This is a genomic window from Litoreibacter sp. GN1-5, assembly GCF_055693805.1.
Map to the genome: position 1 here is coordinate 3,198,514 of NZ_JBVFUP010000001.1, position 19,683 is coordinate 3,218,196.

The 19,683-nt window shown below is 53.5% G+C and carries 18 protein-coding genes and 2 pseudogenes; 14 read left to right on the forward strand and 6 right to left on the reverse strand.

What is annotated here, in order from left to right:
• Positions 1–7: 7 nt before the first annotated feature.
• The 4 genes from ACZ1HF_RS15975 to ACZ1HF_RS15990 form a co-directional block, all read right to left on the reverse strand.
• Positions 8–1,597: a ShlB/FhaC/HecB family hemolysin secretion/activation protein gene (locus tag ACZ1HF_RS15975; RefSeq protein ID WP_472658438.1), complete on the reverse strand. Its 1,590-nt coding sequence runs from the start codon at positions 1,595–1,597 to the stop codon at positions 8–10.
• Positions 1,598–2,401 carry a tetratricopeptide repeat protein gene (locus ACZ1HF_RS15980; protein WP_472658439.1) on the reverse strand — a complete coding sequence of 268 codons (804 nt, stop codon included), beginning with the start codon at positions 2,399–2,401 and terminating at the stop codon, positions 1,598–1,600.
• 178 nt (positions 2,402–2,579) lie between these two features.
• Positions 2,580–3,017: a hypothetical protein gene (locus tag ACZ1HF_RS15985; protein ID WP_472658440.1), complete on the reverse strand. Its 438-nt coding sequence runs from the start codon at positions 3,015–3,017 to the stop codon at positions 2,580–2,582.
• The gene (locus tag ACZ1HF_RS15990; RefSeq protein ID WP_472658441.1) at positions 3,017–3,691 is read right to left on the reverse strand and encodes a RuBisCO large subunit C-terminal-like domain-containing protein; all 675 of its coding nucleotides are present in this window, start codon (positions 3,689–3,691) and stop codon (positions 3,017–3,019) included. The genes ACZ1HF_RS15985 and ACZ1HF_RS15990 overlap by 1 nt, the downstream gene beginning before the upstream one ends.
• A 107-nt stretch (positions 3,692–3,798) precedes the next feature.
• Here ACZ1HF_RS15990 and ACZ1HF_RS15995 point away from each other — a divergent pair, with 107 nt between their 5' ends.
• Both ACZ1HF_RS15995 and ACZ1HF_RS16000 read left to right on the forward strand, forming a co-directional pair.
• On the forward strand, positions 3,799–3,993 hold the full coding sequence (locus ACZ1HF_RS15995) for a hypothetical protein (RefSeq protein ID WP_472658442.1): 195 nt from the start codon (positions 3,799–3,801) through the stop codon (positions 3,991–3,993).
• Positions 3,990–4,973: a sugar-binding transcriptional regulator gene (locus tag ACZ1HF_RS16000; RefSeq protein ID WP_472658443.1), complete on the forward strand. Its 984-nt coding sequence runs from the start codon at positions 3,990–3,992 to the stop codon at positions 4,971–4,973. The genes ACZ1HF_RS15995 and ACZ1HF_RS16000 overlap by 4 nt, the downstream gene beginning before the upstream one ends.
• On the opposite strand, the gene ACZ1HF_RS16005 is transcribed toward ACZ1HF_RS16000, so the two are convergent.
• Both ACZ1HF_RS16005 and ACZ1HF_RS16010 read right to left on the reverse strand, forming a co-directional pair.
• A complete protein-coding gene (locus ACZ1HF_RS16005) occupies positions 4,965–5,909 on the reverse strand; it encodes a carbohydrate kinase family protein (protein WP_472658444.1) in 945 nt (314 codons plus the stop codon). The genes ACZ1HF_RS16000 and ACZ1HF_RS16005 overlap by 9 nt on opposite strands.
• Before the next feature lie 24 nt (positions 5,910–5,933).
• A pseudogene (locus ACZ1HF_RS16010) lies at positions 5,934–6,221 on the reverse strand (DDE-type integrase/transposase/recombinase); the annotation flags it as partial.
• Between the two features lie 529 nt (positions 6,222–6,750).
• On the opposite strand from ACZ1HF_RS16010, the gene ACZ1HF_RS16015 reads away from it, so the two are divergent.
• The 12 genes and pseudogenes from ACZ1HF_RS16015 to ACZ1HF_RS16070 all read left to right on the forward strand — a co-directional run bounded on the left by ACZ1HF_RS16015 (position 6,751) and on the right by ACZ1HF_RS16070 (position 19,454).
• The gene (locus ACZ1HF_RS16015; RefSeq protein WP_472658445.1) at positions 6,751–7,797 is read left to right on the forward strand and encodes a hypothetical protein; all 1,047 of its coding nucleotides are present in this window, start codon (positions 6,751–6,753) and stop codon (positions 7,795–7,797) included.
• 956 nt (positions 7,798–8,753) lie between these two features.
• Entirely contained in the window at positions 8,754–9,899 is a 1,146-nt protein-coding gene (locus tag ACZ1HF_RS16020) for a hypothetical protein (RefSeq protein ID WP_472659069.1), read from the forward strand.
• A 27-nt stretch (positions 9,900–9,926) separates the two neighbouring features.
• The gene (locus ACZ1HF_RS16025) at positions 9,927–10,853 is read left to right on the forward strand and encodes a LamG-like jellyroll fold domain-containing protein (RefSeq protein ID WP_472658446.1); all 927 of its coding nucleotides are present in this window, start codon (positions 9,927–9,929) and stop codon (positions 10,851–10,853) included.
• 1,231 nt (positions 10,854–12,084) lie between these two features.
• Complete coding sequence (locus ACZ1HF_RS16030; RefSeq protein WP_472658447.1) at positions 12,085–13,299, forward strand: RHS repeat domain-containing protein; 1,215 nt, start codon at positions 12,085–12,087, stop codon at positions 13,297–13,299.
• 77 nt (positions 13,300–13,376) lie between these two features.
• Positions 13,377–13,769, forward strand: coding sequence for a hypothetical protein (locus ACZ1HF_RS16035; protein WP_472658448.1), 393 nt, complete (start codon positions 13,377–13,379; stop codon positions 13,767–13,769).
• A 418-nt stretch (positions 13,770–14,187) separates the two neighbouring features.
• The gene (locus ACZ1HF_RS16040; protein WP_472659070.1) at positions 14,188–15,150 is read left to right on the forward strand and encodes an RHS repeat domain-containing protein; all 963 of its coding nucleotides are present in this window, start codon (positions 14,188–14,190) and stop codon (positions 15,148–15,150) included.
• A 12-nt stretch (positions 15,151–15,162) separates the two neighbouring features.
• Positions 15,163–15,687, forward strand: coding sequence for a hypothetical protein (locus tag ACZ1HF_RS16045; RefSeq protein WP_472658449.1), 525 nt, complete (start codon positions 15,163–15,165; stop codon positions 15,685–15,687).
• Between the two features lie 10 nt (positions 15,688–15,697).
• A complete protein-coding gene (locus ACZ1HF_RS16050; RefSeq protein ID WP_472658450.1) occupies positions 15,698–16,711 on the forward strand; it encodes an RHS repeat domain-containing protein in 1,014 nt (337 codons plus the stop codon).
• A complete protein-coding gene (locus ACZ1HF_RS16055) occupies positions 16,686–17,186 on the forward strand; it encodes a hypothetical protein (RefSeq protein WP_472658451.1) in 501 nt (166 codons plus the stop codon). The genes ACZ1HF_RS16050 and ACZ1HF_RS16055 overlap by 26 nt, the downstream gene beginning before the upstream one ends.
• 123 nt (positions 17,187–17,309) lie before the next feature.
• Positions 17,310–17,657 (forward strand): RHS repeat-associated core domain-containing protein, encoded by a 348-nt coding sequence (locus ACZ1HF_RS16060; RefSeq protein WP_472658452.1) that lies wholly within the window; start codon positions 17,310–17,312, stop codon positions 17,655–17,657.
• Positions 17,594–18,910, forward strand: a pseudogene (gene tnpC / locus ACZ1HF_RS16065) (IS66 family transposase); the annotation flags it as partial. The gene ACZ1HF_RS16060 and the pseudogene tnpC, both read left to right, overlap by 64 nt.
• Positions 18,879–19,454: a plasmid pRiA4b ORF-3 family protein gene (locus tag ACZ1HF_RS16070; RefSeq protein WP_472658453.1), complete on the forward strand. Its 576-nt coding sequence runs from the start codon at positions 18,879–18,881 to the stop codon at positions 19,452–19,454. The pseudogene tnpC and the gene ACZ1HF_RS16070, both read left to right, overlap by 32 nt.
• The last annotated feature ends 229 nt before the right edge of the window (positions 19,455–19,683 follow it).

Genomic DNA, 19,683 nt, shown 5'->3' on the forward strand with positions numbered 1-19,683 from the left:
CTTCCCCTCAGAATCGCATGCTGACTGAAAATAAAAGCTCCCCGCCCGGATCATCAACGTTATCCGGCAAGCTTAGCACCTGGTGCCAACCCAAATCCAGCGATAGATTATTGCTGAAACTGCGTACTCCAAACGCGGCACCGGACAATGTACCCGGAACGGCCGCAAAATCATCAAATATCCGGCCCACATCAAGCGCGCCATAGACCTGCATCTGGCCCAGCCAGTTCGGGGTGTTGATCTTCGGAGACCAGACAAGCTCATTACGTGACAACACGCCCCGCCCGCCGAACAAAAGTGCGCGCGACACGCCGCGCACCGATGACACACCACCTAGATTCATCTGGTAATTGCCATGAAGCTGGTCAAAGGACCATTGCCCGCGCAGGGTGCCGTTATAACTCAGCACCTGCTCCCCAAGTTTGAAGTTGCGCCGATAGTCCAGCCCGGCATCGATCAGGGTAAACTGCGCTTCGGGCTGGCCGGGGGCCTCATTCTCGATCTCTTCCGCACCGAAAAGCTTTAACCCGCGCTCCAGCCCGACACGGGCTGTCAGCGTTGCATTATCGAAAAGCCGCTCATGTTCCAGATCAAACCGGAATGAGCTGAGCGTGCGGCTCGACGCCCCGATCACAATATCTGCAACGCGGTCTTCATTCTCGCGCCACTCAAGCGTGCCGCCCAAAGTCGTCTTGCTGTCCTGATTGCGATGGATCACACGGGACAGTCCGATTGCAGCTTCCTGAGTTTCCCCATCAGAGGGTATGAAACTGATTGTCCCGAAGCTCGACAGAAAATAGCTCGACCAGGTATAGCGCGCGTTCAACTCCCAAGGACCATAAGGGAATTTCACGCCGAACTCTGTCCGGCGGGTGGCAAAATCACCATCAGATGTATCGAATGGAAAGGTCTCGGTCCCGCGGGACAGACCCAGCCGCCAGCTTTCGTTCAGACCCAGCAAATGATCAAAGGTCAGATCGACCGTGCCGCTATAAGTAGATAGGGTCGAGGGGTCACTCGGATTGCGATTATCGATCCGTGAACCAAAGTTGTTCGTCCCAACCCGCAAGGTCCATTTCTTGGGCGCAACCGTCTCGACATCGATAATCGACTCTCCCTCGGCCTCGCCAGCAGCGATCTCCATCCGGGCATCATAGGCGGGCATGGAGCGGATCAGATCCAGCCCCTGCTCTACCTCGCGCAGCTGCACCGGCTTGCCGACCTGCTTGGGAAATACGATCTTTTCCCAAATCGGTTTCTCCTCGCCATCAAAACGAATACCCGCCAGACGGCCTTCGACCACGGTAATATCTAGAACCCGGTCCGAGATATCCTGTTCTGGCAGATAAGCCCGCGCTGTCACATAGCCCTTTTCGACATAGCTCAACGTCACCGCTTCCAACGCCTTGTTGATATCCTCAATGCCGATGCAGCGCCCTTTATACGGGGCCACAGCCGTTTGCGCTTCGGCCGCTGTCAGCAACGACACGCCGGTCAGCTCGATCCGGTCGATCGGCAGGCAGGCCGCCTGCGCTTGGGCAGTTCCGGTCATCAAGGCCGTGCAAGCAAATGCCAGCACAGCACCGCGCGGGGTCATTTACTGTGCCTCGGCCAAACGGGTCTCTGTCCATTCGCGCGCTGCTTTCTGCGCTGCCAGAACATCTTCCGGCGCCATGCGCGTCTCAAGCTCGTTCAGCAGCTGGCTAGCGGCTGGAAGCCCGCGCACCGCCGCAAGACTGGCATAGGTGTAAGCCTTGGCATTGTCCGGAGTTTCATTTGTGCTGACGATCCGCGCATATTCGTACATCGCCAGTGCATTGCCCTGATCCGCCGCTTTCAGCAGATACTCTGCTGCCTTTACCTTGTCGCCTTCACCAAGGTAATATTGTCCTAGCACATTCAACGCTAAAACACTGTTCTGAAGGGCCGCAGTCTGGATGAATTTCAAACCCAGTTCTTCATCTTTCTCAATCCCACGCCCACTGCGATAGGCCAAGCCGCAATTCAGCTGCCCATCCGGATCGCCTGCTTCTGCCGCTTCACAGATCAGCCGCGTGCCTTCTGCGTAGTCGCGCAGCAGCACCCGCCCCTCGTGGTACATCAGGCCCAAACGGGCCTTCGCCTTGGCCGAGCCCTTCTCGGCCGCCGCCGCATATAAATTCGCTGCCCGCGCTTCGTCTTGCTCGGTTCCCAGACCCAGCTCAAACAAACGCGCCAGATAAAACGCACCGTCTGCGTCGCCAGCATCATAAGCCTTGGCAAAACTGTCCGCAGCCTCAGACACATTACCCGCGTCCATCTGAGCAAGCCCTTGCTCAGTGGTTTCAGCAGATGCCATGGAGGTCAGCAAAATGGGAAGTATCAAATGCGCAGCAACTGCAGCACGAATAACAAAACTCATAAGTCACGCCTTCAATAAACTAATATAAAAACCCCTCAGGAAGTCAGATACATTCGAAACTCTGATTAGAGTCAACAATAACCTTGCGATGATGGCGAAATGGATTGATACGAACCGCTGCAGATCATCCGGAAACGGACCTGACGACATGATCCGGCCCAGATCGCCAGCGAATTTCTTATCCGCTTGTCAGAGCGGTTTTAAGTTCTCGGATGCCGCTGGCGATCTGGTCTTTATAGCGCATCGCTCCGCCTCCAAAAAGGAACACCGCGTCGGGCCCGTACATCTCGCGAAGCAAGGGCGCGAGTTCGAGCTTCATGCCACCTCCGGGCGACGGCAGAATGGGTTTGAAGGGGCCATTCGGATCGCGGCAATCTTCGGCCACCTGAATGCAAAGTTCTTTGGAAAAACCGTAGCGCCCGCCGAAACTTGGGTAGATCGAAATGTCGGCCCCCATCAGGCGCGGATAGATCGCATACATCACAGAATGGCTTAGGCCGTTGAGGCCAGCATTGGTAAAAGAACCCATGCCTGACGGGTGATACATGATCGGGCGCGAAAGTTCCGGCGTGCCAGCCAGAAACCGAACGGAATCGTAGCCCGTCAGCCCCGGCATCAGCAAATACCCCCTGCACCGGCGTCGACAGCAAAGCGGGCACGCTCTTCGAGCTTGTCGACCGGACAGAGCATCGACGGTGCGTAGATCGTTTTGTTGCCTGTCTCTGCATTCGCTTTTGCCACGGCCTGTGCAATGGCCTCGACACGGGGTTCAAATGGTGCCCAGTGCTGCATGGCCAGGCTGTGATCGTCCTTGATCATATCGATCCCGCCCAGCACGCATTGGTAAGCCCGTTCAGCCAATTCTTCGGGCGTCAGCCCCATTGGCTTGAGCACGGCGCAGACCATCGGCCCGGACCCGCCCACGATGTCACGCACCCCCGCAGCCCCGAATTGCGGCCCGGGAAACATCGCCTCAACTTCAGGCGAGAACGCGACCCCAACCAGCCGCACGGCCACGTGGATGGACGAATTTCCGTAAAGCACATTCATCATCTGGGGCAGCTCGCCCCCCGTAATGTCGGAGTTGTAGCGAATGCGGACGCGGTAAATGTCACCCCCTTGATCCTCAACCATCTCAACGTCGGCCAACACTTCATCAAGAATAAAGGCGTGTGGCACAGCTTCATCGATACATTCGATGGTTTGCTCACGCGCAATGCTTTTGGCCCAATCATCAGCCTCGGCCGTGTTTTCGGCCTTGAATTCGTATGTTCCCCAGAAGTCGGCCATCGGCGATCAACCATCCTCGCAATCACAATTTTGAAAAAGACATCAGCAAATGATTTTCTTTTTGTCAAACCTATTTTGCTTTTGTAAAAAGTCTTATGAGAGTTCATTTGCAACATCGACAAGAAGCAATTGCCCGGCTTGAAGAGGCGCGCAAATTGGTGGACCTTATGGCACGCGAGCTTGGTCAAAATGGTCAGTGGGCCAACCGGGAAATTCAGCCCGTATCTGCTTTTCCGGCCATCAGATATGGTCCTGGTGTCTCGCTTGCGACAAAGGGCGACGAAGCTATGATGGCAAAATGAAATTCACCTCATCGCACCCTCTGCCGAAACAGGCAGGCCGCAGCGCGCAGCCTTCAGATGAGATCGTCGCTGAAACGGCCTGGCTTTACTACGTGCGTGGCCTCACACAAGGGGAAGTGGCGCGCGCGCAGAATATATCGCGCCCCACTGTTGCTGCTTATTTGCGGGCCGCCAAGGAGCGAGGATTGATCGCGATAAAACTCGACCCGCATCACCTGCGCATAAATGAGCTTTGCTATTCTCTGAAAGACCGCTTTGCCGTTGATGAAGTTCATGTGTTGCCGGCAAACGGTCTTCAGGGGAAAGACCTGACCAAAGCGGTCAGCGAAGTCGGTGCGCATCTCTTGCTCAACTTTGTTGAGGCTGAAGATATAGTGGGCGTGTCCTGGGGGGAAACCATCTCACTTCTGGCCGAGGTTGTGCCCTATTGGCCCAAAGGTCATCTAAAGGTGATCCAGCTTCTGGGCTCGATGGCCAACCCTTTGATCATGAGCTCAGAGCGCTGCACATCCGAGATTGCCCGCCGCCTTGACGGCATCTGCATCAATATGAACGCGCCGGCGGTGTGCTCCACCAAAGCGGTGGCAGATAGTCTGCGGTCCGAGACTATCATCGCAGAGCAGCTGGCGCAATTGAAAAGCTGCACCAAGACCGTGTTCTCTACCAGCCCGTGCAACACGGATGCCCATGTTGTGCAATTCAAAGTCGCAACGCCCGAAGACGTCGCCTACTACCAATCGCATGGCGCTTTGTGTAATGTCGTAGGTCGTTTCCTTGATGCGGAAGGTGCGCAGATCAAAGGCCCGCTTGATGACCGGCTTTTTGCCGTCGAATGGGAAGATTTCCGGCGGATGCAGGGCTTCATGGTGGTTTCTGGTCCGGAAAAAGCGCAGGCCACCCGTGCTGTCCTCAAAGGCGCGCAGGTGTCTCAGCTGGTGCTGGATGATGCCCTTGCCGAAGCAATTCTGGCGTTAGATTAGCGTTTCGGCAGTTTCCATGAACGCGAGCGTCGTTTCCAGATCGACCACACCCGCATCAGAGCCCAAGCCCGTCGCCACCAATCCAGAGGTTGCTGTGCCCAGACGACACGCCGCTTCCAGATCATACCCCATGTTCAGACCCGCGATGAAACCACCGCAATAACTGTCACCGCAGCCCGTTGTGTCAGATACCGGCACCTTGAAAGCGGGCATCTGAAACTCGGTATCGGGGGTCTTGATAAACGACCCCTCAGCGCCCGTTTTGATGATGCAGGTCCCGGCACCAAGATCCATAAAGAACTGTGCAATATCGGTGCGATTGGTCAGGCCCGAAATGAACTCCGCCTCTTCGATAGAGGGCATGAAATAGTCGATATTCGGGAGCATCGGTTTAAGCTGATCAAGGGTGCCTTCATGCGGGCCGATCAGGTCAAACGTCGTGACCACACCTTTCTTCTTGGCGTGCGCCAACAGTTTGACACTTTGGCCACTTTCCATGGCCCGGATAAAGCCAGTGCCACCGTGATGCAGGAACTTCGTGTCGCAAACATCGTCGAACATCTCTTCCGGCACGAACAGCTCTTCAGACGCACCGCGACAATGCAGGCAAGGCCTGTCGCCATTGGGCCGGATTGGTAGGATCGTCGAGGATGTCCCCACATCCGGACTGCGCATTGCCAAAGAGGTGTCGATCCCCATGCGCCCAAAAACGTCATGGATGAAGTCGCCCTTTTCATCTTCGCCGACGCAATACACGGCCGTGGTGCGCGTACCAAGTTTGGCGCAATTCATCACAGAGCCACCAATGGTTCCGGCAGGGTTGATGCGGATTTCATCCAGAAACGCGATCCCGCCACCATCAGGGAGCGCCTCCACATGTCTGCCGGATATGTCCAAGGTGATGAAGCCAACAAAGGTTGCATCGAATTTCGGCATAGGTCCCTCCTCCTCAAAAGCTCTTTACATAAGAAAAGCAATTCTTTCAGATGTAAATCTGGTATTGCCAAGTTGGCGGTATCGGACCGTGATGGCTGAATGACAGTTGATTGGAGTAGGAAAGTAATGAGCCGTGACGAATTGTTGCAGCCCACCTAGTGATCTAAAGCCCTGCATTGCCCTTTCGCGCTTTTGGAATGGCAAGTGGCTGTTCTCGGTTCCATTATTAAACCCCTTTTGTGACCAATGATCTAAACTGGGTGCTGCCTCGCGTTTCGCGGTACTGTAGGAGCGTAACTTGCCCGTTATGATCTATTTGGGAAGAAAGTCGTGGCGCTCCAATAGCATCTCCTCAATCTGCACAGACTGAGATTGAAGCGACCATAAAGCAAGACTGTGTGAGTGATAATTTTCAGGTGGGTATCGGTGGCGCTTGTAGCTCATGGGCGATGTATGCATCAGAGCCCCGGAATCGACCCTCGGTAAACGTGATAATAACTATAAATCCAGCCTTTGGAATGGGCGGAATGAACCGCCGCTTTTCGCAGGAAGCAAGATTAGAGATGGTGGGTCAATTTGCGTCAAGTAGCAGAAACCGTACTTTTACATTTTGCACTTGAGCATTCTTATGATCACGGTTTTGTGTGTTCATTTTGTGAGCACGCTACTTTAATCTACAAGTATTTTCATAAGGGAATGCGCTGTGCGTAATTTGATTAAGATTTTCGTTGGAATCATTTTTCTACTTCAAGCATCATTTGCTACTGCTGACACTCAGCAAACATTGTGGGGCACCAATGTTATTGCGGATTCAAAGGCGCCAACGCCTGAAGAATCTTGCTTGAAAATACGTATCGGTACGGATGGTCCAGCCGCATTCCTTTACTATAAAGGTTATTGGTACGATGATTTCCTTCCCAGAAGCGATAGCACTGGCGACTGTAAGGATGATAATGCCAACATAGTTCCGATTTCAGCTGTCTGCGTTGTTAGTGATGAAGAAGGCAATGAAATCAGCCGGACACTTGGCAAATGCCTTCCCGAAGAATTGCCAACCTGTTCCAGAAAGGACGCCCAAGAGAGGTCTAGTTCCAATGTAGGGGCTAACAATACTGCTCAGGTTAGCAATCCGACCCGCGTCCCTGAACTTGTTAAGGAAGAGACGGCCTGGGATTGGGTCTCGCCTCGGGACCGCCGGTTTCACATTGCACGGCATTACCGATCAGACTCACGGTTTGTAGAAAATTTCCTCACGGCTGATCCCAAAGACGGTTTTGCAGGTATTTGGCGCTTCCACTACAGCGAGATGATTACTGAAGGAACGCTAGGGCTTTCCGCTGGTAAATATATCTACACCGACGGTGTTGGCACGCGGTTGTTCTTCGATAAAGCCTCCTTCGCGCCAACCAGGAAAGGTCATTCGGTGACCATGGCTGATGCCGGGCAGGCAGGAGCGCCCCGGCTTGAGATAGGCAATAGCAGCGGTTTGAAGAAATTCTTCACACCGGACGCGACGGGCATGTATTTGCTGGATGAAATCATTTGGTCCGATGGTTACAGTATCGCTTTTGAATACGGGGCTGATGGACGCTTGCTATCGATGAGCGACAACAAGACCCAACGCGCAGCGTTTCAGTGGACGACAACGGCTACTGCAAACTTCGGCGGGTCACTTATTTCCGGCGTGGAGATTGATGCCAACTATGACGGCGCAGCCCTGACCCCGCGGAAGTCCGACTTGGCTACGCCTACCAGGAAAACCCCTACATGCCATATCGGGCAACGGTCGGCACTGTTACCATCGAGGATGTTGTGGCCAGCACGCAAGAGGTTCAGGCCAGCTATACCTACGGTAACGACCGGGTGGCGTACCCTCCAAAACTGTTGACCATTGAGGATGGACGTCTCGATGAAGCCGGAGAAAATTTTCCCTATGCTTTGTTTGAATATCGATTTGCGGATGGCTTGATCAGTGAGGTTGCTGCGACAGGTCATGCGGAGGATGCCGATCGTTATGAATTCAACCGCTTGGAAGACGGTCGCGTTCAAACGATCAATCCTTTGGGCAAAGAGACGCTGTACAGCTTCACGGGCGTGGGGGCTGACCGGCGCATTACCTCGGTCGAAGGAGTTGTCAGTTCTAACTGTCTGGGCAGCAATCGGAGCTGGGATTATGATGCAGATGGGCTCGTATCGGAACGTACAGAGCGTAATGGTGCGGTCACGGCCTATACACGTGACAGCCGTGGTTTTGTCACCAGCCGAACCGAAGACGTGAACGGAGTAGAGCCCAGGATGCGCAATACAACCTGGGATCCTGTTCTGCGTTTGCCTTTGACGCGGGAGACCACGCATCTGCGTGAGACCTTCACCTATGATGCAAATGGCCTGGTACAAACATATTCCCAGACGGATGTTCTGGCGACAAGCCCAACAAACGGTGCTGTTCGTAATTGGACTTATACATATACCACGCTGCTATCAGGCCTGAAAGTTATGACCAGCATGGATGGCCCCGGTGATCCTGCCGCCGGCGTCTATGATGTGACCACGTACAGCTATAATAACGACGGAACATTGGCCGAGATGACCGATCCAAACGGGTTGGTTACGCGCTACACAGCCTATAACGCCTTGGGCCAGCCGACGCGCGTGCAGAACCCTGACGGTATTGTCTGGAGCTTCAGCTATGATGTCGAAGGACGCATGGTGGAGATGGCGCAAGACCCTGACGGGGCATCGCCAAGGGTTAGCAGCTATACCTATGACGAAGCAGGCTTGTTGACATCCTTCACTAACACACGCGGCAATGTTTGGACTTTCGCCTATGACGGCGCACGCCGGATGAGCAAGGCCACAACGCCATCCGGGGATGTCGCGTCCTTCGAATATGATGGTTTGGGCAATATCACCCGAACCGAATATTCTGATAGCACCGGTATTGAGAGCTTCTTCGCAAAGGCAGAATTCGATGAGCTTGGTCGTGTGATGCGCACCCTTGGAGCCAGCGGACAAACGGCGGATTTCGACTATGATGTCGAAGACAACCTAACGATAACCACAGATAGTCTCGGGAGCACCACCTCTCAAATCTACGATGCGTTGAACCGTGTTGTGAGCCAAGTGGATGAACGCGGCTTCGCCACATTGTTGGGGCATAATGAAAACGACCAGACTGTTCGTTATACAGACCCCCGTGCGATTGAAACAAGCTTTGTCTATAACGGCTTTGGTGAGCTTCTATCCGAGGTGAGTATCGACCGCGGTACGATGTATTACACCTACAATTTGCGTGGTTTGGTGACATCGATGACCGATGGGCGCGGTTTTGTGTCGAGCTATGAATATGATGATGGCGGTCGCCTCGTCGCCAAACGTTTCCCAGCATCACCAACAGAGGATCAGGTGTTCACATACGGCCAGCCGGGTTCTGCTGATGCGTTGGCAACCGGCAAGGTCGCCAACGTAAGTGACGAAAGCGGCACGACTTCTCTGACATACGGATCAGAGCTTGGCTATGCGACAGCTGAGACACGCACCGTGGAAGGCGCACAATACACGACCCAGTATACCTATGATACCGAAGGTAATTTGTCTGAGTTGACATATCCGTCGGGTCATAAACTTCTGATTGCCAGAGATAGTGATGACAGAATTTCCGACCTCTCTGTAGACCTTGGCACTTTGAATCCGGAAACTGGGCAGCCCGACGCGTCGGTGCCGATCATTGCGAATGCGACCTACCTTTCCAACGGGCCGGTGACGTCACTCAACTATGGTGATGGGACAACGCTGTCCGAGACTTACGACCGCTCCTATCGTCTGACGCGTCAGACAGATTTGAACGGTAGCCTCACATTGCGAGATATGGGGTATACTTGGAGTGTTCGGGATAACCTGTTGGATGTGGTTGACTACCTGGCAGAGGTGAACAGCCAATCCTTTAGCTATTCCTCAGACAATAAGTTAGGTTTGGCGGCGGGCCCCTAGGGCACAAAAACATTTGCATATGACGGTGTGGGCAACCGGACACGCTATGCGACCAGCGCGATACGGCCTGCCCCTGTCGTGGAACAGCCCGGTAATTCTGGCCCGAATACAGGTGACCCCTATTGGAACAAGGTTGGATACCTCGCTGATTTCGAGCAAGACTACGCTGATGAAAGCCTCTCTGGCCTGGGCGCGCCGACATTGAAAAACGCAGACGCCTTGACACAACGCACGGCAGCGGCGGCACGAACTGGTGCGTTTGGCCTATCCGTTAACACGAATGGCAATCGAGGCTATCTGGACTACGGTTTCCAAGCTGGAATTGTTTTCGGTATGAATGACTTCACGATTGAAGGCTTTGCGCAAGTACTGCCGAACACCAGATACGATTGGCACTCCATACTGGGAAGCGACTACTACGGGTTCAATAACGGAACCTGGCGCATTGGGCTCACACAAGATCCTAATAACCGCGTCTATTTTGAGGTTGCTGGCCGGCCTGTTGTCTATGGCACAAGCGATTTGGGCAATGACCCTTTCCACTTCGCTGTGTCTCGGAATGGTGACGTGGTCCGCCTGTTCGTCAATGGGGTGATGGAAGCTGAGACAACGGGTTGGACTGATTTCGATTTCTGGAGGTCGGGACCATTTTACGTGGGTTGGAGCGGTGCAGGGGTTGGAGTGGACCGCTGGCGTGGTCATATCGACGAGCTTCGCATCACGAAGGGGGTCGGACGTTATGACAGCAGTGATCCGATCGCCGTCCCAACCGAGCCACATCCACGGGATGCGACTGATCCCCATTGGGCATCGGTAAGTTATCTTGCAGGTTTTGAAACGGATTTTGACGATGAAAGTCCGGCGCAAATGGGGACGCCAACAGCGATATGGAGTGAGCCTGCCATCACTTTGTCAACCGACGGAGCCCAGATGGGGGGCAAACACTGGCCCTGAATATGGACGGTGGTGCCGGATATCTTGATTATGGCGTGCAGGAGGAAGCTGACTTTGGCACCGGCGACTTCACCATCGAAGGGTTTGCTCAAAGGCCATTCTATACTAGCGGCAATTATAGTAATCCCAGAATACTAGGGACCTCCGAAGGCGAAGAAGGAAATTGGTTTGTAACAATGGGATATTCGGGCAATCGTCCCGGATTGGGGTGGATGAGAAGCCACGTCAAGTTTACGCTCGCTGGCCCCGTGGTTGGATTTAACCGACAATACAGATATGTTGAGGGCACCACGAACCTTGGCGCAGAACCATTCCATTTTGCAATTTCCCGAAATGGGGATGTCATCCGCCTCTTCGTGAATGGGGTGATGGAAGGCAAAGAAACCGGCTGGGCAGATTTCAAGGTAGGAACCAACGCAGGTGCTTTGGCTATAGGCGACACCAAGCCTTGGCGCGGCTACATCGACGGGCTTCGCATCACCAAAGGGGTTGGGCGCTATAACAACGATGCCCCGATCACCATCCCCACTGAGAGCTACCCGAAATTCCAGAACAACCAGCAAAATAACGACGCTGTCACCAAGGTACGCGTCCGATCGCAGCATGTTCCGGCGGCCGAGCAGACCGGCGTGACCAGCGAGACTGCCACAATGTGGCTGGGTGATGATGGCGGACTGACCCGCCATGTCCTGATGAATGTTGCCTGGGCAGGGGAAACCGATAGCGAAATCTCAGGCGTTACCATTGGCGGGGTTGCGGCCACGCGGCTGCACAGGCTGAGCGGGCTGGCACTGGAAAATGCAGAGCTCTGGGCCGTCCCGCTGCAATTCGGAACCTCTGCCGATGTGACAGTCACCTGGACGGCCCCGGTCATCCATCGCCACATCACGGCCTATACCGCGCCGCTCGATGGGGCGGTGCCTGGCATGGCGCTGTCCGCCACGCCGGTGGGCGGGGGCAACGCCATCGCAGGCATGTCCGTGCCGCAAAATGGCTTTGTGATCGGCGGGACCCTGTCGCGGGCCTATTCCGATAGCGAACGCGACGGCTTCACGCCAAAGGTTCAGTTCAGCTGGAATACCGAGGATCAACGCTCTGGCACGGCCACATCGAAACTGCAAGCAACACGTTTGCCACGCAGAACAACCTGTCCGAGCCGCTGGTCGTTAACCTTAACGGCCCCGCGACCTATTATGCGGTCAGTCTGTCCTACGCTCAGGAGCTTGACCCGATGCAGTTCGACACGGACCTTTACAGCTACGGGCCGACGGATAACCGGCTGGCCAGCATTGCCGAGGCAGGCGGCCACACGCGCACCTTCACTCATGACGCGGCGGGCAATGTTACCTATGACAACCGCAGCGGTGGTGGCTATGGCTACGCCTATAACGCCGCGGGTCGGATGTCGGCTTTCTCGATTGATGGGGTGGTGCAGGCGGAATATGTCTACAACTCCCTCGGCCAGCAGGTGATCCGGCGCCTGACGCAAGAGGGCCAGACGATCCACAATATCTACGACCTCGATGGCAATCGGATTGCGGAGTATCTCTATGATCCGGTGGCGCAGAGTTCTACATTGCTGCGCGAATATATCTGGATGGACGGTCGTGCTGTCGCCGTGGTTGAGGGCGGGCAGGTGTTCTTCGTGCGCACCGACCACATCGGACGACCCGTGTTTGCGACGGACGGGGATGGCGTGCAGGTGTGGAGCGCCAGTTATTTACCATTTGGCGGTGTGCAGACCTCGTTTGGAGACACCATCAACCTGAGATTTCCCGGCCAGTGGTTCCAACTGGAGTCCGGCCTCCACCAGAATTGGATGAGAGACTATGATCCAACGGCAGGGAGGTACATCCAAGCCGATCCTTTGGGGCTAGTCGATGGAGCGAGTGTTTATGGCTATGCGTTGCAGAACCCGGGACGGTATACTGATCCCACGGGGGAGGCGGTTCCTCTTGCTATTGCTGGAGGTATAGCGCTGTCTGTGGGGCTCGCACTTGCGGAAGAACACTGGCGGACTGGCGGGGAGTGGAAGTGTATCAATTGGGCGGGGGTTGGTTTGGCCGGCGCAGCCGGAGCGTTTGGCGGAGGATACCTGAATGCTGCGAAATATGGATTTCGAGGCGTCGGTAAGCTAAAGTGGAGCGATGTAAGTAAAGCTTTTAAGCAATCTCAGAATAAGCCTTCTTCAAACATTTCGCATCATGGTATTGTCCGTGCAGACAAGGGGCACCCCCGTAGTTGGAAAAATGGTTGGTGGAATTTGAAAACTCTAGATCGCACGACGCACAACAGAGTACACGGCCAATTCGAGGGGAGGGCCAACAGATTCGGCCCCTTCGGTCGCTGGCTCCATGGAACTCCCACATGGCTTCTGGGGGCAGAAGGTGCTTTGTATGGTGGAGCCGCAGCAGGATGGTTGTTGGGATGCGATTGCGAAAACTGAAACTACCTTTTGTCGTTATGCATCGACAGTTCGTGGGCAGTTGTAGTGACTATTCCCTGTTTAATGGATTGAGCGTTTTGAACGTTAATAAGGGTTACGTTGATGACATTCGTATTTTGGACATAGATGGATTTGAATATAGCGTTTTAAAGATTGAGCTACATAAGACGACTTGGTGGAGAAGGCTCTTTTATCAACAGAAATTTCTTTTGGATATGGAATTGAAGGAAGAGGCGAAGCGATCTGTCGAGGAGCTCAAAGAGAGGCTTTTTTGTTATCTAGAGGAGCACCCAGATTGGTGGATCAACGGTGATAGTGTTTGGCAAGAGGATGAGACTCGCCAGTTTTTTTTATCCGCAAATTCGTATAGGGAAATTATAGAAAACTTAGGGTGGTACTCTGAGTATGAAGACGACTATGCCGAACTTAAAAGGGAAGGGAAAAGCTCTAAAATAATAGATCTTCGTTAGGTGCCTGTATAGGGTTGGATCAATGGGTCCTGACCCTAGAAATATTCCACAAGGAGGGCGTTGAATTGGAAGAACCTTTTTTTGCATCGAAAATATTTTAATAGATTTGCCTTTCTTGGTGTTTTTTTAGTTGCACACCTTGTTTGGATGTATGTAATGAATTTGTATTTACAAAGAATTCGTATAGACTTTCTTTCCATAATCAGTACTGGTTCAGTACTGATTACATATTATATTTTCTTATTATTATCAAGTAGATGATGGCTTAGCGTAATAGCGGTGGTCTTATTCCAATTGAGTATTTATTTACAATTCCATTTGCCATTCTGACTACGTTCTGGATACCTGCTACGGTTTCAGTAATAGTAAATATTCTATTACAAAAATACTCTAAGAGCTAAAGTTAAGTTTATATTAGCTGAGCAATGTCACCTATGACAACCGCAGCGGCGGTGGCTATGGCTACGCTTATAACGCCGCGGGTCGGATGTCGGCTTTCTCGATTGATGGGGTGGTGCAGGCGGAATATATCTACAACTCCCTCGGCCAGCAGGTAATCCGTCGCCTGACGCAAGAGGGCCAGACGATCCACAATATCTACGACCTCGATGGCAATCGGATTGCGGAGTATCTCTATGACTCGGTGGCGCAAAGTTCTACATTGCTGCGCGAATATATCTGGATGGACGGGATTGCGATGGCGGTGGTCGAGGACGGTGAGGTGTTCTTCGTGCGCACCGACCACATAGGCCGCCCGGTGTTTGCGACCGATGGGGATGGCGTCCAAGTCTGGAGCGCCAGCTATCTGCCCTTCGGTGGTGTTCAGACGTCCTTTGGAGATGCTATCAACCTTCGCTTCCCCGGCCAATGGTTCCAACTCGAAAGCGGCCTCCACCAAAACTGGATGCGGGATTATGACCCAACGACTGGGAGGTACATTCAGGCGGACCCGCTAGGTCTGGTTGATGGGGCCAGCGTGTATGGCTATGCGATGCAAAACCCGGGGCGGTATATTGATCCGAGAGGCGAGCAGTCAATTAACCCAAAAACTGGTCATCAAAGAGGTGGACCTTATCATCCTCCGAAAGGAACAAAGACGCGATGCAATGCAAATGATAGTTGCGCCGCTGCTTCCGGGAAGCTCTGGGTTTTGAGTAGAATGATTGGATCCCATGTTGCATTCGACAAATTTAAGGGAACCAATAGACATGCCGCAGAAATAAGAGATTTGCAGGGAGCTTGGGCTCGTTGTGCTGCAAGAGTCAATAAAGCGTGCAGGAAATGCGGCGCGTCACTAAAACCGAGGTTACCCAGTTTCCCCTTATTATTTGGCGATCCATCTTGGTATATGCCGGGCTACAATCCTGACCTTCAAGGCTAGTGAGGCTTCAGAATGCTAGAAAACTTACAAGTGGAATTGGAACGTCAGATCAGTCGCAAAAATGTGTCGCTGGATCTTCTTAATAAATGTATGAATTCGAATGCATTGGCACTACGCTGCGATGTATACGATATATTAACAACAAGTCAGCTTGTAACCTATGTCAATGGACTTACGCTAAACATAGGCCATGCCAGATGGTGTCTTTCGTATCTCTTAAGTTGTATAGAGGCGGACCAACCAATAAAAATGGATTCCGGTTATCATTCTTTGGGGGAAGCGCTTTTTGAACTGTCTGTCCCGTTAGCACTTATGGAGGATTTGGGTGCTGAATCCAGCGAGCTACAAGTATTTTTTTGGCAAGAAATTGAAGATTTTCTTAGTAAAGCAGACACTCCGTACATCGATCAGCTGGTAACTCACTTTCTTGAAGGAGTATGGAATGATCCATCTTTTAGAGCAAGAAAAGATCTTTGGGCGGTTAATCCGCATTTAAGACGTTATTTCCATTCTGCGTTAGAAATTTTTGATCGGTAGCGACTCACGCATGCGTTTATATCCATCGCTTGACGCAAGGGGCCAGACGATCCACAACATCTACGACCCGGACGGCAATCGGATCGCGGAGTATCTCTATGATCCGGTGGCAGGCACCAGCACCCTGATCCGCGAATATATCTGGATGGATGGGCGTGCTGTCGCCGTGGTTGAGGGCGGAGAGGTGTACTTTGTCCGCACCGATCATATTGGGCGGCCTGTCTTCGCAACCAATGACGCGGGCGTGCAGGTCTGGACAGCGAGCTATTTGCCATTCGGAGGCGTGCAGACGTCCTTCGGAGACGCCCTAAACCTCCGCTTCCCGTGGCAGTGGTTCCAACTGGAATCCGGCCTCCACCAAAACTGGATGCGGGATTATGACCCAACCACGGGAAGGTATATCCAAGCAGATCCGCTGGGGTTGGTCGATGGGGCTTCAGTGTATGGCTATGCGCTGCAGAACCCAGGACGGTATACAGATCCGAGAGGGGAGTTTGCATGTGGTGGGGTATGTATCGGCCTGGGTATCGGGCTCGGTTTGGCGTTACTCGACCAATATTTGCAACACGGGTTGGATTTTAGATGCTACAATCCATATGAAATAGGGTTCTCGACAGTAACAGGCGCTTTGGGCGGAGGAGCTGGTGGCTTGTTGAAAGGGGCAGGCGCCATAAGGCATGCATACAATAGTGCCTTGAGGAGAGGGCTTGAAAAAGGATTATCACCAAGAGCCGCGCATGCTCTAAGAAGGCGTCTTGGAGCTCGTTTGAAAGAGGCAACTCCACGGCCGTTCCGAGATGCCATTTATCGCCGGAACTTGGGAAAATACGGGGACAAGCTTGGGCCGAAGTTTGATCCAATTAAGCACGCAGATCCAACTAAGTCGCTTACGGATACAAATCGATTTTTGAATGGTCTTCAACCTTTCAGGCATCCCTCAACACCATACGGAGGCGGATTGTTGGGTGGCTTGCTAGGTGGACTTTGGAATGACGAGGATGGATGTGATTGTGGAACCCAATAATACGGTCTGCCTTATTCCCTTTGACGAGAGTGTGAGTATTGGTGGACATGCGATTGGCTGTTATATTGATGTGGAAAATCTTTCCTTCCACATATCAAGCAAAAATGAATGTCTCTTGGAGGCTGCTGGCGTTTATGCCAAATATCCCGAAGGTATATTCGTAGTTTTTTCAACCCCTGATGATCGCGTTTTTTTGGGTTGGTCAGATAGATTAGTACCAGTAGACGATATCAGCAAAATTGATTGGAACGTGGGGATTACCAATCGCAAGTTTACGTACCATACTAAGAATAACCTAAGTCGCAGTTTCAAATACCACACCATGCTATTAGACCTATGGAGGTATATAACAGATGCTCTATTCTTGGACGATGACTGGGGGTTGACCTGCGATCTTCCAAGCTGGGTTCATAGTGGATTTGAGGATGGTGAGCTTACCAAACTTGTAAAATCTATGGCGTCCCAATTGAACTAACCAAAAAGTGTTTCTTTTAAGTCAGTAGATTGTGTCGATGCAAAAGCTAAGCACGACCCTGATCTGGGAATACATCTGGATGGGCGGGTTTATTACGTCCGCACCGATCACATCGGGCGGCCCGTGTTTGCGACCAATGACGCGGGAGTTCAGGTCTGGACCGCCAGCTATTTGCCATTCGGAGGCGTGCAGACGTCGTTCGGCGAGGCCATCAACCTGCGCTTCCCGGGGCAGTGGTTCCAACTGGAATCCGGTCTGCACCAAAACTGGATGCGGGATTATGACCCAACCACGGGAAGGTATATCCAAGCAGATCCGCTGGGGTTGGTCGATGGGGCTTCAGTGTATGGCTACGCGCTCCAGAACCCAGGACGGTATACGGACCCGATCCGCCTGCGCCGTCCACGGCAAAGCCGCGTAAGACCAATCGCGGGTCGCTCCCCAAACATCTGCCACGCATCGAAGAGGTGATTGCGCCCGACAGCACAATCTGCGGCTGCGGGGCCGAGCGCCATGTGATTGGTGAGGACGTGTCCGAACGCCTCGACATCATTCCTGCGCAGTTCCGGGTCATTGTTACTCGCCGCCCAAAGTATGCCTGCCGGTCCTGCACGAACGGCGTCGTCCAAGCACCGGCACCGACTCGCCTCATTCCCGGCGGTATGCCGACAGAGGCCACGGTAGCGCATGTGCTGGTCAGCAAATATGCAGATCATCTGCCCCTGTATCGTCAGGCCCAGATCTATAGCCGCCAAGGCATTGATCTGGACCGGTCTACCCTTGCGGGATGGATTGGGAAGGTGGCCTACGAGTTGCGGCCTGTGTTCGATGCGCTGATCGCCGATCTCAAAGGATCATCGAAGCTGTTCATGGACGAGACCCGCGCCCCGGTGCTTGAGCCTGGCAGACGCAAAACGAAGACTGGATATTTTTGGGCGCTGGCCCGCGATGATCGACCGTGGGGTGGCGCGGCCCCGCCCGGTGTTGCCTTTACTTATGCGCCGGGGCGGTCCGGGCAATATGCAGATGACATTCTGAAAGGCTTCTCGGGCATCCTCCAAGTAGACGGCTATGCAGGCTATAACCGCTTGCTCAAACGCATGGATGACAATGTCGCATTGGCCTACTGCTGGGCCCACGCACGGCGCAAACTGCATGAGGTTGCACAATCCGGCATCGCGCCCATCGCAGAAGAGGGGCTGAAGCAGATCGCCACCCTCTACCGCATCGAAAAGGATATTCGGGGCTTGGCCGCCGAGGCCCGAATGGTGGCACGGCAAGAGCGATCAGCACCATTGATAGCTGCATTTGAAGCTTGGGTGACGGCCTACCGCGCCCGCGTCTCCTCCAAAGCACCTTTGGGCGAGGCACTCAAATACATTGCAAAATACTGGAGCGGCTTGGTGCTGTTCCTTGATGATGGGCGTGTCGAAATGGATAGCAACGCCGTGGAGCGGACGATCCGGCCCATTGCCTTGAACCGCAAAAACGCACTCTTCGCTGGCCATGACGCCGGAGCAGCAAACTGGGGCGTCATCGCCTCCCTGATCGAGACTTGCAAGCTCAACGACGTCGATCCGTATGCCTATCTGACCGACACGCTCTCAGCCATTGTGAACGGACATAAACAATCCGATATCGACGCGCTGCTGCCATGGAATTACAATCGGGCATGTCGGCAGAGGAGCAGTCATGAGCATCATCGAAATCAAGGTCATCCTTGAATACATCGAACCCGCCGTCACCCGCACCCTGCAGGTACCCGTCGACATCCGCCTCGACCGCCTGCACCTGACGCTGCAGGCCGCTATGGGTTGGACAAACTCGCATCTGTATATGTTCGAGGCAGAGGGCGCGACTTGGGGGCTACCCGATCCGGACTTTGGCGGTGATGACCTGCCTGCCAACAAAACCACCCTGGCCGAAGTACTGACAGACACCGGTGCGCGCAGCATCCGCTACATCTACGACTTCGGCGATAGCTGGGAACACAGGCTGCAAATCGGGGAGTTCACCGATCCCAAACCAGGCGATCTCTATCCGCGCCTGACAGACATCTCAGGCCGATGCCCGCCAGAAGACGTCGGCGGCTTCCCCGGATACGAAGAATTCCTCGGGGCGATGACTGATGCCAAACATCCCGAACACGAAGGTCTCAAGGAATGGTATGGCGGTTCGTTCGACCCAAGCACGCCACCAGCAGATGAACTGCGCTTCGAAGTGCTCAAGCTCGCTAAACGGTGGAAGCCGAAAAAAGCGATCCACTGATCATCGTGGGATCAGGCCTCCGCTTACGGATTACTAACACCCAAGTGGCTTGATTTAACGGGGCTGGGTCAACAGGCTGCACTCCATCCGACCGGCCTTGCTTAAGCTCGACAAAGGTTCCGCACAGCCGGTTTTTACCGCAACGCAACAAACAACACAGACTCTACGACTAATGGTCCCAATCAGGACCAGTGGGTTAATGGCCAGGTAAGGCGCGATTCCATCCCGC

Excerpts from the sequence above, each read along its gene's own strand:
- ACZ1HF_RS16055 (WP_472658451.1), top strand. The coding sequence starts at position 16,686 with ATGGATGTGATTGTGGAACCCAATAATACGGTCTGCCTTATTCCCTTT.
- ACZ1HF_RS16070 (WP_472658453.1), top strand. The coding sequence starts at position 18,879 with ATGAGCATCATCGAAATCAAGGTCATCCTTGAATACATCGAACCCGCC.
- ACZ1HF_RS16000 (WP_472658443.1), top strand. The coding sequence starts at position 3,990 with ATGAAATTCACCTCATCGCACCCTCTGCCGAAACAGGCAGGCCGCAGC.
- ACZ1HF_RS16020 (WP_472659069.1), top strand. The coding sequence starts at position 8,754 with ATGAGCAAGGCCACAACGCCATCCGGGGATGTCGCGTCCTTCGAATAT.
- ACZ1HF_RS15990 (WP_472658441.1), bottom strand. The coding sequence starts at position 3,691 with ATGGCCGACTTCTGGGGAACATACGAATTCAAGGCCGAAAACACGGCC.
- ACZ1HF_RS16030 (WP_472658447.1), top strand. The coding sequence starts at position 12,085 with ATGCAGTTCGACACGGACCTTTACAGCTACGGGCCGACGGATAACCGG.
- ACZ1HF_RS16045 (WP_472658449.1), top strand. The coding sequence starts at position 15,163 with ATGCTAGAAAACTTACAAGTGGAATTGGAACGTCAGATCAGTCGCAAA.
- ACZ1HF_RS15985 (WP_472658440.1), bottom strand. The coding sequence starts at position 3,017 with ATGCCGGGGCTGACGGGCTACGATTCCGTTCGGTTTCTGGCTGGCACG.
- ACZ1HF_RS16050 (WP_472658450.1), top strand. The coding sequence starts at position 15,698 with ATGCGTTTATATCCATCGCTTGACGCAAGGGGCCAGACGATCCACAAC.
- ACZ1HF_RS15975 (WP_472658438.1), bottom strand. The coding sequence starts at position 1,597 with ATGACCCCGCGCGGTGCTGTGCTGGCATTTGCTTGCACGGCCTTGATG.
- ACZ1HF_RS15980 (WP_472658439.1), bottom strand. The coding sequence starts at position 2,401 with ATGAGTTTTGTTATTCGTGCTGCAGTTGCTGCGCATTTGATACTTCCC.
- ACZ1HF_RS16005 (WP_472658444.1), bottom strand. The coding sequence starts at position 5,909 with ATGCCGAAATTCGATGCAACCTTTGTTGGCTTCATCACCTTGGACATA.